Origin of the sequence: Sphingobacterium sp. B16(2022) (genome assembly GCF_012030425.1) — a bacterium.
Lineage (GTDB): Bacteria > Bacteroidota > Bacteroidia > Sphingobacteriales > Sphingobacteriaceae > Sphingobacterium > Sphingobacterium anhuiense.
In genome coordinates, this window is the sequence record NZ_JAAUVN010000003.1 from 57,804 (window position 1) to 72,293 (window position 14,490).

The 14,490-nt window shown below is 36.4% G+C and carries 13 protein-coding genes; all 13 read left to right on the forward strand.

Annotated features, from left to right (window positions below; genetic code table 11):
- Positions 1 to 13: 13 nt before the first annotated feature.
- The 13 genes from HCX49_RS14950 (at position 14) to HCX49_RS15010 (ending at position 14,430) form a co-directional block, all read left to right on the forward strand.
- Complete coding sequence (locus HCX49_RS14950) at positions 14 to 925, forward strand: molybdate ABC transporter substrate-binding protein (RefSeq protein ID WP_168127548.1); 912 nt, start codon at positions 14 to 16, stop codon at positions 923 to 925.
- A gap of 329 nt (positions 926 to 1,254) precedes the next feature.
- A complete protein-coding gene (locus tag HCX49_RS14955; RefSeq protein WP_132769051.1) occupies positions 1,255 to 2,541 on the forward strand; it encodes a citrate synthase in 1,287 nt (428 codons plus the stop codon).
- Positions 2,542 to 2,710: 169 nt separating this feature from the next.
- Positions 2,711 to 3,784 (forward strand): complex I subunit 1/NuoH family protein, encoded by a 1,074-nt coding sequence (locus HCX49_RS14960; RefSeq protein WP_237682819.1) that lies wholly within the window; start codon positions 2,711 to 2,713, stop codon positions 3,782 to 3,784.
- Positions 3,785 to 3,799: 15 nt separating this feature from the next.
- The gene (locus tag HCX49_RS14965) at positions 3,800 to 4,363 is read left to right on the forward strand and encodes a 4Fe-4S binding protein (protein ID WP_132769054.1); all 564 of its coding nucleotides are present in this window, start codon (positions 3,800 to 3,802) and stop codon (positions 4,361 to 4,363) included.
- Positions 4,363 to 4,911 (forward strand): NADH-quinone oxidoreductase subunit J, encoded by a 549-nt coding sequence (locus HCX49_RS14970; protein ID WP_132769056.1) that lies wholly within the window; start codon positions 4,363 to 4,365, stop codon positions 4,909 to 4,911. The genes HCX49_RS14965 and HCX49_RS14970 overlap by 1 nt, the downstream gene beginning before the upstream one ends.
- Positions 4,908 to 5,213: an NADH-quinone oxidoreductase subunit NuoK gene (nuoK, locus tag HCX49_RS14975; protein ID WP_132769058.1), complete on the forward strand. Its 306-nt coding sequence runs from the start codon at positions 4,908 to 4,910 to the stop codon at positions 5,211 to 5,213. The genes HCX49_RS14970 and nuoK overlap by 4 nt, the downstream gene beginning before the upstream one ends.
- A gap of 2 nt (positions 5,214 to 5,215) precedes the next feature.
- On the forward strand, positions 5,216 to 7,258 hold the full coding sequence (locus HCX49_RS14980; protein ID WP_168127549.1) for an NADH-quinone oxidoreductase subunit L: 2,043 nt from the start codon (positions 5,216 to 5,218) through the stop codon (positions 7,256 to 7,258).
- A gap of 3 nt (positions 7,259 to 7,261) precedes the next feature.
- Positions 7,262 to 8,863, forward strand: coding sequence for a NuoM family protein (locus HCX49_RS14985; RefSeq protein WP_168127550.1), 1,602 nt, complete (start codon positions 7,262 to 7,264; stop codon positions 8,861 to 8,863).
- 4 nt (positions 8,864 to 8,867) lie between these two features.
- Positions 8,868 to 10,358, forward strand: a complete 1,491-nt coding sequence (locus tag HCX49_RS14990; RefSeq protein ID WP_168127551.1) for an NADH-quinone oxidoreductase subunit N — start codon at positions 8,868 to 8,870, stop codon at positions 10,356 to 10,358.
- Positions 10,359 to 10,515: 157 nt separating this feature from the next.
- Positions 10,516 to 11,121 carry a DUF4254 domain-containing protein gene (locus HCX49_RS14995; RefSeq protein WP_132769066.1) on the forward strand — a complete coding sequence of 202 codons (606 nt, stop codon included), beginning with the start codon at positions 10,516 to 10,518 and terminating at the stop codon, positions 11,119 to 11,121.
- Positions 11,121 to 12,146: a glycosyltransferase family 9 protein gene (locus HCX49_RS15000; RefSeq protein ID WP_168127552.1), complete on the forward strand. Its 1,026-nt coding sequence runs from the start codon at positions 11,121 to 11,123 to the stop codon at positions 12,144 to 12,146. Before HCX49_RS14995 ends, HCX49_RS15000 begins: the two co-directional genes overlap by 1 nt.
- 80 nt (positions 12,147 to 12,226) lie before the next feature.
- Positions 12,227 to 13,345: a glycosyltransferase family 4 protein gene (locus tag HCX49_RS15005; protein ID WP_168127553.1), complete on the forward strand. Its 1,119-nt coding sequence runs from the start codon at positions 12,227 to 12,229 to the stop codon at positions 13,343 to 13,345.
- Positions 13,342 to 14,430 (forward strand): glycosyltransferase, encoded by a 1,089-nt coding sequence (locus HCX49_RS15010; protein WP_168127554.1) that lies wholly within the window; start codon positions 13,342 to 13,344, stop codon positions 14,428 to 14,430. The genes HCX49_RS15005 and HCX49_RS15010 overlap by 4 nt, the downstream gene beginning before the upstream one ends.
- Positions 14,431 to 14,490 lie beyond the last annotated feature (60 nt).

The following is a 14,490-nucleotide window of genomic DNA, read 5'->3' on the forward strand; positions in this document are numbered from 1 at the left end:
TTGAAAACAAGACATGCAAAAACTCGCTAAAACTATACTTGCTTTGTTACTTGGAACTTCATGTTCCTATGCACAAGATCATCAATTTCATCCTCCTTGGAATACCCCTCCTGAATCTGCTGTTAATTTTACGATCCCTGGAATTGACAACATCCCTGATCTTTATGGTGAAATTGAAAATCCACAATTGGTTATTTTCTTTGCCGGAAACCAGTTTATGGTTATCGATGATCTTATCAAAACTTTCAAGAAAGAACATCCACAGTACGAGCGCATATTTGTCGAAACATTACCTCCGGGAATACTGGCAAAACAAATTCAAGGTGGATCACTAACAATCGGCAATTTGAAGATTACGCACACGCCAGATATTTACACTGCGGGTCAAAGACGGATCACAGAGATGGCTGACTATTTTGATCAGACTATTGCTTATGCAACCAACAAACTTACCTTAATGGTTCCAAAGGGTAATCCGAAAAACATCAAATCCTTGAAGGATTTAAAACGTAAGGATGTTCGTATCAGCATGCCGAATCCAGCTTGGGAAGGTGTTGGCGAGCAGATAAAAACCGCTTATCGCAAAGTTGGTGGAGAAGAACTCGTACATACCATTATGGAAGACAAGGTTGCAGATAAATCTACTTATCTCACTAAAATACATCATCGAGAGAGTCCACTTCGAATATTAGAAGGTCAAGCCGATGTTGCTCCAGTATGGTACTCAGAGGCATTTTTTCAAAAAATGATCAAACATCCGGTAGAAAGTATTACCATTCCGGATAATGAAAACATTACGGCGAAATATATGGCTGGTAAATTGAAAAAATCTAAAAATAAACAAGCTGCTAGTGATTTTATGGCTTACCTCCAATCAGATTCTGCAAAAAACATTTATAAAAAATATGGTTTTCAGGTAGATTAAGCTTTAGCATTGCCTAAATTTTGTTTCAGGTTTCTGCGTGGAAGAATCAAAAAAGTCTTTCCTTTTATACTCATCGAAGAGGCAAATTGGAAGGGCTTTTTTTGTATTATGTGCATAAGCAACATTATGCTTAAAAAATTAGATTTTTACCTTATCAGCCAATTGAAAACTTTTGGATAAACAAATGGCGCGTATCAGTAATAACTAAGATTTTTAATTAAAAATAATGTCAAAAATGCTTAGATTATGGCATTATTATTACGAAAACCTAGTATATTAGCCCTCAATTTTATTACATTTGCATAAACACATGATAACATAAGAAGCTTATGTCTGAAACAGCATCTATTATTTTAAATGGTTCGTCATACGAATTTCCAGTTATTACTGGTACAGAAAACGAAAAAGCAGTTGACATCTCTAAATTGAGAGATCAATCTGGATATATTACATTAGATCCAGGTTTTAAAAACACTGGTGCAGCAAAAAGTGCTGTCACTTTCCTTGATGGTGAGACAGGTATTTTAAGATACCGTGGCTACCCTATCGAACAATTAGCGGAGAAATCAACTTTCTTGGAAGTTGCTTATTTATTGATATACGGAGACCTTCCAACAAAAGCAGTTTTAGAACAATTCAGAACGGACATCAAATCACAGATGATGATTCATGAAGACATGAAAAACTTCTTTGCAGGCTTTCCTTCAAAATCCCATCCAATGGGACAATTATCTTGTCTAGTTGGAGCTTTATCAGCATTTTACCCTGAATCTTTAGATCCAAATCCAACACCTGAAGAAGAAGACAAAACAATTATCAATTTATTGGCTAAAATGCCTACGATTGTTTCTTGGATTCAAAAGAAATCTTTAGGTCATCCTGTTGTATATCCTAAAACTAATTTAGGTTATATCGACAACTTCTTAAATATGATCTTTGGTGAAGTCAATCAGGATAAAACTTTTGATCCAGTTGTGATTGATGCAATGCATAAATTATTGATTTTGCATGCTGACCACGAACAGAACTGTTCGACTTCTACAGTACGTATTGTAGGTTCATCAAACGCAAATTTATATGCTTCTATTTCTGCTGGTATCAATGCCCTTTGGGGACCGTTACATGGTGGAGCAAACCAAGCTGTAATTGAAATGCTTGAAGCGATCAAAAATGATGGCGGAGATGCTGAAAAATATTTAGCGAAAGCAAAAGATAAAAATGATCCTTTCCGTTTGATGGGATTCGGTCACCGTGTCTATAAAAACTTCGATCCTCGTGCTAAAATCATTAAAAAAGCATGTGATGATATCTTAGAAAAATTAGGTGTTAATGATCCTGTTTTAGATATCGCTAAAAAATTAGAAGAAGCGGCATTAAATGATCAATACTTCATCGATAGAAAATTATATCCAAATGTTGATTTCTACTCAGGTATTATTTACCGTGCATTAGGATTCAACTCGGAAATGTTTACCGTATTATTTGCTTTAGGTCGTCTTCCGGGATGGATTGCACAATGGAAAGAAATGCGTGAAAACAAAGAACCTATCGGTCGTCCAAGACAAGTATATACTGGTCCGACGGAACGTGATTATGTTGAAATAACACAACGTTAATTCTTAAAATATTTTAATAAAAAAGCATCTTTCGAGATGCTTTTTTTATTTCCATAAACAAATGTCTATTAAACCAGTATATAATTTGTTTTTCCTTCTCTTAATTCATACCTTTTCATTAAATTTGCCTACTAGAATTTCACTTATTAATAATCATTACAAATAAGAATTGTTAGATTTATTCATCCATATCCTTGTTCCTGTTGCTATATTCATGTTTATAGCAGTTTTTACGTTGTTTGCGGTATATGCGGAACGTAAAATTGCAGGCTTTGTTCAAGATAGACTTGGTCCTATGGAAACGGGAAAATATGGATCTCTCCAGACCATAGCAGATATTTTAAAGCTACTACAAAAGGAATTGATTACTCCGCTACTAGCGGATAAAATTTTATTCCGCATGGCTCCTATTGTTATTTTCGTAGCTGTTTTCACGGGGTTTTCTGTTATGCCATGGTCTAAGGATTTTATCCCAGTCAATACACATACTGGCTTATTCCTAATTATGGCTATAGTCTCCATAGATGCTATTGGTATCTTAATGGCCGGTTGGGGTTCTAACAATAAATTTTCATTGCTTGGTTCTATGCGTGCAATTGCACAAATGGTTTCTTATGAAATTCCTGTAGGATTATCCTTGATCGCAGCCGTGATGCTTACGCAGACGCTAAATCTGAATGATATTGCGACGAATCAAGGTGTATTATCAACAGAAGAAATCAAGTTTTTAGGTATTTGGTCTATTAAAAATGTCGGTGGTATATTTGCCTGGAATATTTTTCAAGCCCCCCATATGATCGTCACCTATATTATATTTTTTATAGCGACTTTAGCAGAGTGTAACCGTGCTCCTTTTGATATTCCGGAAGCAGAATCAGAACTTGTTGGTGGCTTTCATACCGAATATGGGGGGATACAGTTTGCATTTTTATTTCTAGCTGAATATGCTATGATGTTTCTGGTATCCATGTTGGGTGTAGTTTTATTCTTAGGCGCTTGGAATACACCTCTTCCGAATATTGGCCCATTAAAACTGGCTGACTGGACAACAGGCTTTGGCTGGGGAATATTTTGGACTTTTTCCAAATCCCTCTTTTTAGTTGGGGTACAAATGTGGATCAGATGGACTTTACCGCGCTTACGTGCCGATCAACTGATGAATTTATGCTGGAAGGTTTTAACACCTCTCGCGTTTTTATGTATGGCTATATCAGCGATCTGGAGAATTTTAGTAATTGTTTAATTTGGTTAATTCGATATGATATTCAAAACGGCTTTTCATGCATTAACAACTGCTTTCAAGGGACTATCTTTGACAGTAAAGCATCTGTTTGGTGCTCGAAAGGCACGTCAAGAACTGGATATTACAAAAGATAATTATTTTGATAAACAGGATGGTATTGCAACAGTGCAGTATCCGAAAGTCAAAATGCCCATTCCTGAAGTTGCGCGATACCAGCTTGAAGTTGAGATCGACGACTGCATTGTCTGTGATTTATGTGCGAAGGCTTGTCCTGTAGATTGTATCGCAATTGAAGCGATCAAATCTCCGGAAGCAATCGGAAAAACTTCAGATGGTAGTGTCAAACGTCTTTACCCCGCTCAGTTTGATATTGACATGGCAAAGTGTATGTACTGTGGATTATGTACGGTTGTATGTCCAACAGAATGTATCACGATGACAAATCAATATGACCGCAGTTCAACGAAATTAACGGATCTGATTTATGGATTTTCGGATATGACCGACGATCAAGTTGCGCAAAGAAAATCTGAATGGACCAAATTTCAAGCTGAAAAGGAGGCAGCAAAATCAAAATAATGACTTTAGAGCTTTTTTTATTTTATGCTTTTGCACTTTTAGCTGTAGGTTCTGCCTTATTAGTAGTAAGCTTAAAAAATATAGCACGCGCGCTATTTTTATTTTTTGTTGTTTTATTTGCTATGGCCGGACTTTACTTATTTGCTTTAGCAGACTTTGTTGCTATTACGCAAATCATGGTATATGTAGGCGGTGTATTAATCTTATTGCTTTTTGCATTTATGCTTTCTAACAAAGAGCTGTTGCAAGATTTACAGCAAACAACAGGTTCTTTATTCTCCCTACCGACATGGAAGGTGCTACCTGTTGCTCTCGCCTTTTTTGGAGTCATGATTTTTGGCATTCTGGAATGGCAAGAATCTTTCCCAGCTTGGATGGCAACAGCTATCCAAAATAATACGGTTATCAAAAGTACAGACAATAATATCCATCAATTAGGTATTAAGTTTATGACCCAGTACGTGCTTCCATTTGAAGTTATTTCCATCTTTTTGATGATGGCTTTGATCGGAGCATCACATCTTTCACGAAAGGATTTACAAAAATGATCACCTTAACACACTTTCTAGTTGTCTCGGCCTGTATTTTTTGTATTGGCCTATATGCTGTTCTTGCAAAGAAGAACGCCATTATGATTTTAGTTGGCATTGAATTGATGATCAATGCGGCTATCCTCAATTTTGTAGCTTTCGGAAAGTATGATAAAATTAATTATGGGGGCCAAATATTTGCACTGTTTGCCATCGTACTTGCTGCGGCTGCTGTTGCAGTTGGATTGGCCATCATTTTAAATGTATACCGACAATACAGAAGCATTAATCCGGATCAAATTCGTGAATTAAAAGACTAGCATTGAACTATTTATTTGACATATCACCCATTAATACAGCATTGTTTGCTTTGGCAATGCCTTTGCTGGCTTTTCTATATCAGGCTGTTGTTGGTAAAAAAGATCGATCTGGCCTTGTTGGTACAGCGGCGATCATTTTAAGCTTCATCTTTAGTTTATTTACATTTCTCGATGTCTGGAACGCAATGCCATTATCTTCTGAGATCAGATGGTTTACAATAGGAAATACAACTTTTACAGTTGGTCTATTGCTGAATAACCTCAGCTCTTTGATGCTACTATTAGTTTCGACAATAGCGGTTCCGGTGCATATTTATTCTAAATCATATATGCACGATGATACCGGCATACATCGTTATTGGATGTATCTCAGTCTATTTTGCTTCGCAATGCTCGGGCTTGTCATCATGAACAATTTACTGCTTATGTATGTGTTCTGGGAACTTGTCGGGTTTGCATCTTATCTATTAATTGGATTCTGGTATACGAAGGATGCTGCCGTGCAAGCAAATAAGAAGGCTTTTTTAGTCAACCGAATCGGTGATTTGGGCTTCTTGATCGGCATAGCGATTGTCTACGCTCAATTTGGATCCCTCAATCTGATCAATCTATTTGGAAATGATGGACTTATCGCTAATACTAGTATTGAAAACGGCCTATGGATATCTCCACACAATAGTATGGATGCGATCTGGTTAACGATTACTGGCCTTGCATTTTTCTTAGGAGCGATGGCAAAATCAGCCCAATTTCCATTACATGTCTGGCTACCTGATGCTATGGAGGGACCTACATCTGTTTCATCTTTAATACATGCTGCGACCATGGTGGCTGCCGGTGTATTTTTAATGAGTACTTTATTTCCCTTATTCAACGAAACAGTCCTTTTGACTATTGCTATCATTGGTACCATCACTGCTACTACTGCTGCATATTTTGCTTTGGGACAATATGACATCAAAAAAATACTTGCTTTTTCGACAATTTCCCAATTGGGTTATATGATGGTGGGAATAGGTATCGGCACCTGGGATGCGGCTATGTTTCATTTATTGACACATGCTTTTTTCAAGTGTTTATTATTCTTATGTGCTGGGGCTGTTATCCATGAAATGGCACATCTGAAAGCGCATAGCAAGCATGATTTCGACCCACAGGATCTGCGCAATATGGGTGGACTTCGTCACTATATGCCACAAACATTTGTACTGATGACAGTAGCTTCCTTGGCACTTGCGGGTTTTCCGTTGACTTCGGGCTATTTATCAAAAGATAGTATCATTATTTCTGCATTCGAATGGGCATCAACAAAAGGAGCTTTGTTTCAGATCGTGCCAGTGACATTGATTATCGTCAGTATTATGACTTCATTTTATATTGGACGTCTAATTTTTAAGGCCTTCTTTTCGGAACTGCGTATCAAAAATCTATTGGGATCATCTATACATTTGAGTGAATCGCCTAAGCTCATGCTTTGGCCAATGTATTTCCTAGGCATATGCTGTTTCTTTCCTCTATTTTCGATCAATCCAATTTCCTATCATGACTCGTGGATAATGGATGGATTACTGGTCGATTACCCTTACGAAGCAAATCATCTTGCCCATCTGGTTATTCCTGTATTACTAACAGTCGGTGCATTATCAGTGTGGATATTAGGATGGAAATGGTATGCAAAAGGTCAATATCCACTAAATGAAAATAGTCTTGCAAACCGGTTATCCTTGCATCAGGGATATCTGAATTCATTTAATGAAACAATTATTGTCAACAGTATTTTGAAATTAAGTGCTCTATCCTATTGGTTAGATCGAAATATTGTTGATGGTTTTATACACAGCTTAACAAAATTGATCCAGCAGCTCGCGCATTTGAGTCATTGGCTTGATAAACATATTGTTGATGGTTTAGTTAATGCTATTGGAAAATTCGCTCTTCTGTTAGGAACTTTTGTGCGTTCACCCCAAAATGGGAGACTACAGACTTATTTATATTCTGTATTCTTACTTGTTATAGTTGGTTTAATTTATCTTTTATTACGTTAGAAAATGCCTACACTATCCTTATTAATCTTTTTACCTCTACTAGCGACAGCGATTATATTAGCACTTCCTAGTCGATTCAAGGATGCTTATAAATATATTGCCCTTGCTATAACTGCTATTCAGTTTCTATTGGCAGGAATGGCCTACTTCTCGTTTAATCCAACGGCAACAGGTATCAATACACTTGAAGGATATCAATTGGTAGAGCAACTGCCGTGGATTCGCTTGGATCTTGGAACTGTTGGTAAACTGGAGATTGACTACCTACTTGGTGTAGACGGGATTTCTATGCCTTTATTGGTTCTAAGTGCATTTGTCATGCTAATGGCAATTGGCGCTTCTTGGAATATCCAGAAAAGTCTTAAGGGGTATTTTGCCTTACTTATGCTTCTGAATATGGCGGTCATCGGTATATTCTGTGCTTTAGACTTCTTCTTATTCTATTTATTTTATGAGGTGATGTTACTCCCTTTGTACTTCCTCATCGGAATCTGGGGTGGCGAGCGAAGAGAATATGCTGCCATGAAGTTTTTCATTTATACATTATTCGGTTCTGTTTTCATGCTCTTGGTCATAGTAGGTCTTTACTTCTCGGTGATCAATCCTGTTACAGGTGCTCATACCTTTAGCATGATCCATATGATGAATCCGGACAATTATGTAGAAGGTTCTATTTTTGCACTGGATGGTTATCAGGAGATTTTTGGTATATCAGCCCGTCTGATTGGATTTATCGTACTTTTCTTTGCTTTTGCTATTAAAGTTCCTATTGTCCCGCTACATACCTGGTTGCCTGATGCGCACGTGGAAGCTCCGACACCCGTTTCTATTATCCTAGCGGGTATCTTATTAAAAATTGGGGGATATGGTATCATCCGCGTTTGTTTCAGCATCTTCCCTGATGCTGCAGCCACTAGTAACTGGTGGCTGGGTCTTATCGGGGTGATTTCGATCTTATATGGCGCCTTTAATGCATTAGCACAAAAAGATTTGAAACGAATGATTGCTTATTCTTCTGTATCCCATATGGGATTTGTGCTCTTGGGCTTAGCTTCTTTTACTGCAGAGGGTATTTCGGGAGCAATGTTTCAGATGATTAGTCATGGTTTTCTATCTGCGGCCTTATTTTTCTTGGTCGGTGTTATCTACGACCGTGTACATGACCGTTACATTCCACATTTTAGAGGATTGGCCAGTATTATGCCTAAATATACTGCTTATATAGCTATTGCATTTTTTGCTTCTTTAGGTTTACCTGGTTTCTCTGCATTTATTGCAGAGGCGTTTGTGATTATCGGAACATTTAATTCAGCAAGTTTAGGTACTGGTCTCCCAAGATGGATGGCTATAGCTGGATCTATTGGAATCCTAATGAGTGCGGCCTATCTGTTATGGACATTACAAAGAATGTTTTTTGGAGAAACAAGATTAAAAGGTGGAGATTCTTGGCAACAGGCCTTAGTCGATCTTTCCGTTAGGGAACAACTGGTCTTGTTCCCGACTTTAGCACTTGCTCTACTTTTAGGAATATGTCCTTTTATTATATTCGACCAAATGAATGCTTCTGTCATCAATTTGGTTTCCTTTATTCAACAGTATAACTAAAAACATGGCCGCATTTGCTTCATCAATTTCGTCAATTTTAGACCATATCATAGTAAGTATCCCTTTATTCAAGCCGGAACTTGCACTCATGATTGCTTTTGTATGCAGTATATTTTGCAGTTTATTTATAGACCGAATTTGGAAACAGAGTTCATTTGCTATTACCATAATCGGTTTATTACTTAGTTTATATTTCCTTTTTGATCAGAATAGCCTACTTACTGGTGAATCTGGATTTTTTGAGATGATCAAAATTGATAAATTATCTATTTTATCCCGAATCATCTTATCGCTATCAACTATACTTATAGCTGTATTCATCCAGCAACGTTTTTCAAATCAGATCCGTCCTATTGGTGATCTTTATGCAGTATTGCTCACAGCTACACTAGGACTGCACTTATTAACGATAAGCAGCAACTGGTTGCTGATTTTTATAGCGATTGAAACTTTATCGATCAGCTCGTACGTCATGGTCGGATATTTCTCTAAAACGAAATTTGAGGCTGAAGCGGCAATGAAATATGTTTTATTTGGCTCCATCTGTGCAGCGGTCATGCTGTATGGTCTATCACTTATTTACGGTTTCACGGGAAACTTAAATTTTGATAGCCAGCAACATATCCAGGGACTTATTGAAGCTCCAAAAGTCATGACCTGTATTGCATTTCTGTTTTTACTAACCGGAATTGGTTTTAAATTAAGCTTTGCCCCTTTTCATGTGTGGAGTCCTGATGTTTATCAAGGTGCTCCGACCCCGATAACTGCCTATCTATCAACAGTGCCAAAAATTGGTGCACTGGTTCTGTTATCACGTTTACTGGCGAGCTGGACTGCTAGCCCATTCTTCTACTCAGAGTTCTTAATCTCCGTTATCATCATCATTGCAATCGCTACAATGCTTATCGGAAATCTAGCCGCATTAAAGCAAAAAGATATTAAAAGAATGATGGCCTATTCTTCGATTGGTCATACTGGTATACTCTTGATGGTGGCTCTTGTTTATATTGACAACGATCCTAATGTTCTATTATTTTATCTGGCAATCTATGCTTTGATGAATATCGCAGTCTTTTTATTTATTGATCAACTGGAACAAGGTCTTGAAAGCACCACTATTGAATCTTATAAAGGTTTGGGTAAAAAATACCCGGTGATATTTGTGAGCTTCTCTATTCTGTTGATCTCACTAATCGGACTCCCTCCTACTGCGGGATTTATCGGAAAACTTCTGGTATTTTCTAAGGTGTTTGAACAGTACCAGACGTTAAATGAAATACCTTTATTATTCCTACTTATTGTAGGAGCCTTAACTTCTGTGATCTCGTTATTCTTTTATTTTAAAATTCCACTACTTGCATTTTTAAGAGATAGTGACACGGCTATAGCGTTACCAAAGTTCAACAGATTTTTAGTTCTTATAGCTGTTTCGATCAGTATTTTGGTTGTACTCCTCGGAATATATCCAGGTCTGCTTTTAGATTTATTAAAATAGGCTTCCAAATTATTCTTTCATCAATTAAGAAGTTCTTTTCGGGTATAGCAGCTAATACCCTAACAGCATTTCCTAAAACAGATTCTGGCAAATAAATTTGTTTTAGATATGACGCAATTAAGATTGTAAATAAAACAAATTTATCTAAGTTTGTACTATGATAAGTGCATTAGCTAACACTATTTTTCAACGTGCAATCGCAGATTATCACGTTGAAAACGAAATTGATCAAGTTATTCAAAACCCTTTTGAGTCGTCATCATTGGAACATTTACTGTATATGAAATGTTGGATTGATACCGTACAATGGCATATGGAAGATGTGGTCAGAAATCCTGAAATCGATCCTAAGGTAGGTTTATACTGGAAAAGAAGAATCGATGAATCCAATCAGCATCGTACAGATACTGTGGAATATATAGACAGCTACTATCTATTGAAATTTCAAGATGTTACTCCAAACGAAGATGCTAAAATCAACACAGAAAGTCCTGCTTGGGCAATTGACAGATTGTCGATACTAGCTTTAAAAATCTATCATATGGAGCAAGAGACTTTACGTAATGATGTAGCACCGAGCCATATCGATGCTTGTCAAATTAAATTGAATATTCTTTTAGAACAACGTGTTGATCTCTCTCAGAGTATTGATGAATTGCTTTCTGATATCCAAGCTGGAAAAAAATACATGAAAGTCTATAAACAGATGAAGATGTATAACGATCCGAGTTTAAATCCTGTATTGTATCAAGCATCAAAATAATGTCTTTACCATCCAAAATAATTGTTACGCGCTTCTCTGCCATGGGAGATGTTGCCATGGTTGCTTCAGTCTTGAAGGAATTTGTGCAACAGTACCCTGCTGTAACGATTATTATGGTAACCCGTCCACCTTTTAAGGCTTTTTTTGAAGGTATTCCGAATGTACAATTCCATCCTTTTAATCCCAAAGAACAACATAAGGGTTTAAAAGGTATTGTCAATCTAAAAAGAGAATTAACTTCTTATGGTGCCGATGCAGTTGCTGATCTACATTTTAATTTAAGATCTCGAATTTTAGCAGTTCTTTTTAAAGTATCGGGACTTGTGGTCAAGCAATTGGACAAAGGCCGAAAAGAAAAAAAAGCACTTACCCGATTTCAAAATAAGGTTTTGAAACCGTTAAAACCGACTGTTGAACGTTATGCCGATGTATTTCGTGATCTTGGTTTTAAATTTATATTGCAGAATAAATTAGAGCCTACTAAGTTGGCATTACCCAACTTAGCACATGCTTTATTTTCGGATGATGAAAGCAGAAAAATTGGAATCGCCCCATTTGCACAACACCCCTATAAAGTCTTTCCTCTTCCAAAAATGCAGGAAGTAATTGCTTTCTTATCCCAGAACAACTTTGACATATTCATATTTGGCGGAGGGAAATTGGAACAAGCACAAGCTGAAAAATGGCAAGCACTATATCCCAGTGTCCACAGTACAATTGGTCGTTTCAATCTTAAAGAAGAACTTGCTATTATTTCTAATTTAGACTTAATGATCAGTATGGATTCTTCAGGTATGCATATGGCTTCTTTAATGGGTGTTCGTTGCTTGTCGGTGTGGGGTGCTACCCACCCTTTTGCGGGATTTCTTGGTTATGGACAATCCATAAAAGATTGTGTTCAGGTAGAACATCCTAATAGACCAAATTCAATATATGGGAATAAGCCCTGTGATTGTGATGGTAAGGAAGCAATTGATTTAGTCTCTTCGGAAATGATTATTAACAAAATAAAACAAATTATCTAAATTTGAATTTACAGATAATCGAATAATACTTTTACCCACTTTAAGTAACATCTAAAATAAGACAATATACAAGTAATAAAATGTTAAGAATAGGATTTGATGCAAAGCGATTTTTTAATAATCACACAGGGCTAGGGAACTACAGCCGTGATTTAATTCGCATATTACGTGCTAATAATCCTGAGATAGAATACCTCCTTTACACACCACAAACTGGAAAATCTCACTATAATAGTCTAGTTCCAGATCATATTATTAAACGTCCCTCTGGTTTTATAAATCGTACCTTACCAAGTAATTGGCGTTCTAACCGTATTGTTAAGGATTTAGAACATGATCAGATTGATATTTATCACGGTCTTTCCGGAGAGATCCCAATAGGTCTAGAAAAAACATCCATTAAATCTGTCGTGACAATTCATGATTTGATTTTTATTCGCTATCCTGAACTATATAAAAAGATTGACCGTGCGCTTTACCATAAGAAATTTAAATATGCATGCGAGCATGCAGATCAAATTGTAGCGATAAGTGAACAAACCAAATTAGATATTGTTGATTTTTTTCACATTTCTAAAGACAAGATCAAAGTCATCTACCAAGGATGTCATGAATCATTTAAATCTGTTAAATCGGAAGAAGAAAAGCAAACCTTAATTAAGAAGTTGGGTCTTCCCAACGAATTCATATTGAATGTAGGTACAATCGAGCCTCGTAAAAATGCATTTTCAATTGTCCAGGCAATTAAAGATAAAGATATTCCTTTAGTTATAGTTGGTAAACAGACTGCTTATGCTAAGGAAATAAAATCGTACGTTGCGGCTCATAATATGGAGAATCGCGTAATCTTTTTACAAGGATTGACAATGAATGAATTATCGGTTCTCTATAGCATTGCTAAGATATTTGTTTACCCTTCAATTTTCGAAGGTTTTGGAATACCTATCATTGAGGCATTATATAGTGGAACCCCTGTTATTACAACAAATTCTGGCGTTTTTCCTGAAGCTGGAGGACCATTTTCCCGCTATATTGATCCGAATGATATAGATCAATTAGCGATTAGTATTGATGCCATCCTGAATTCTCAGGAAAAACAGGAAGAAATGCGTCAAGAGGGATTAGCATATGCGCAGCAGTTTAATGATGAAATCTTGGCTGCTCAATGGATGAAGCTTTACAAAAAAATTAGTAAATGAGAATAGGTTTTTTTAATTCGATAGAGACGTGGGGCGGAGGTGAAAAATGGCATTTTGAGTCTGCTGTACATTTTGCAAAGCTTGGTCATGATGTTTATTTTTTTGGCTCAAAGAACAGTAAATTAAAAACCAAGCTACTTGCATTCCCTGCAATCACATATATTGAAGTCCATTTAACTAATCTTAGTTTTCTAAATCCGGTAAAGAGGTGCTATTTGACTTCGACATTTGAAAAGTTACAGATTGAAGTCGTATTAATCAATAATCCGAGAGATTTAAAAATTGCAGCTTACGCCGCTCATAGTGCAGGAGTTCCTCGTATTATATACCGAAGGGGATCTGCTATTCCTATCAAAAATACATTTCTAAATCAGCGTATTTTTGGAAACTATATCACTGATGTGTTAGCAAATTCCTATGCAACTCGAGAAACGATATTAGCAAATAATCCTCAACTGTTTCCAAAAGAAAAAATTAGAGTAATTTACAACCCTATCGATTTTCAAAAATTTGATCAATTAGTTTATAAAAAAATAGTTCCCGATCGCAAAGATGATTCATTAATTATAGGAAATCTAGCAAGACTTGCTCCACAAAAGAATCAGAAGTTTTTAATCGATCTCTCTTTAGAATTAACCCGACTACAGATTAAACATCAGATTTACATTACAGGAAAAGGTGAACTGGAAAGCGAATTAAAAACTTATAATATAGAAAAGGGGACAGATAAGAATGTTCATTTTCTAGGATTCACAGATTCCCCGAGGAGCTTTTTAGTTGATATTGATATTTTTATATTAAGTTCACTATGGGAAGGTTTTGGATATGTACTAGCAGAGGCTTCTTTAGCAGAGAAGCCCATTATAGCTTTTAACAGTAGTAGCAATCCTGAATTAGTAAAGGATAACATCTCTGGCTTTTTAACGGAAGTAAATAGTATTCCACAAATGGTGGAGAAAATCAAAAAACTACAAGACATTAAGCTTCGGAAAGAAATGGGGACAGCAGGAAGGAAATTTATACTAAAATCCTTTGATAAAAATATAATCTACAAGAACCTCGAAGATTATATTTTAAACAACTAGTTTTTAGTGTACTTTTACGTAAAGTTCTAAATATTTCAAAACACCCCAAGAAGAAACCCA

Bases quoted from the DNA above. Each gene is read 5' to 3' on its own strand.
- nuoK (WP_132769058.1), top strand. From the start codon at position 4,908: ATGATCACCTTAACACACTTTCTAGTTGTCTCGGCCTGTATTTTTTGT.
- HCX49_RS14970 (WP_132769056.1), top strand. From the start codon at position 4,363: ATGACTTTAGAGCTTTTTTTATTTTATGCTTTTGCACTTTTAGCTGTA.
- HCX49_RS14990 (WP_168127551.1), top strand. From the start codon at position 8,868: ATGGCCGCATTTGCTTCATCAATTTCGTCAATTTTAGACCATATCATA.
- HCX49_RS15000 (WP_168127552.1), top strand. From the start codon at position 11,121: ATGTCTTTACCATCCAAAATAATTGTTACGCGCTTCTCTGCCATGGGA.
- HCX49_RS14955 (WP_132769051.1), top strand. From the start codon at position 1,255: ATGTCTGAAACAGCATCTATTATTTTAAATGGTTCGTCATACGAATTT.
- HCX49_RS14950 (WP_168127548.1), top strand. From the start codon at position 14: ATGCAAAAACTCGCTAAAACTATACTTGCTTTGTTACTTGGAACTTCA.
- HCX49_RS14985 (WP_168127550.1), top strand. From the start codon at position 7,262: ATGCCTACACTATCCTTATTAATCTTTTTACCTCTACTAGCGACAGCG.
- HCX49_RS14965 (WP_132769054.1), top strand. From the start codon at position 3,800: ATGATATTCAAAACGGCTTTTCATGCATTAACAACTGCTTTCAAGGGA.
- HCX49_RS15010 (WP_168127554.1), top strand. From the start codon at position 13,342: ATGAGAATAGGTTTTTTTAATTCGATAGAGACGTGGGGCGGAGGTGAA.
- HCX49_RS14995 (WP_132769066.1), top strand. From the start codon at position 10,516: ATGATAAGTGCATTAGCTAACACTATTTTTCAACGTGCAATCGCAGAT.
- HCX49_RS15005 (WP_168127553.1), top strand. From the start codon at position 12,227: ATGTTAAGAATAGGATTTGATGCAAAGCGATTTTTTAATAATCACACA.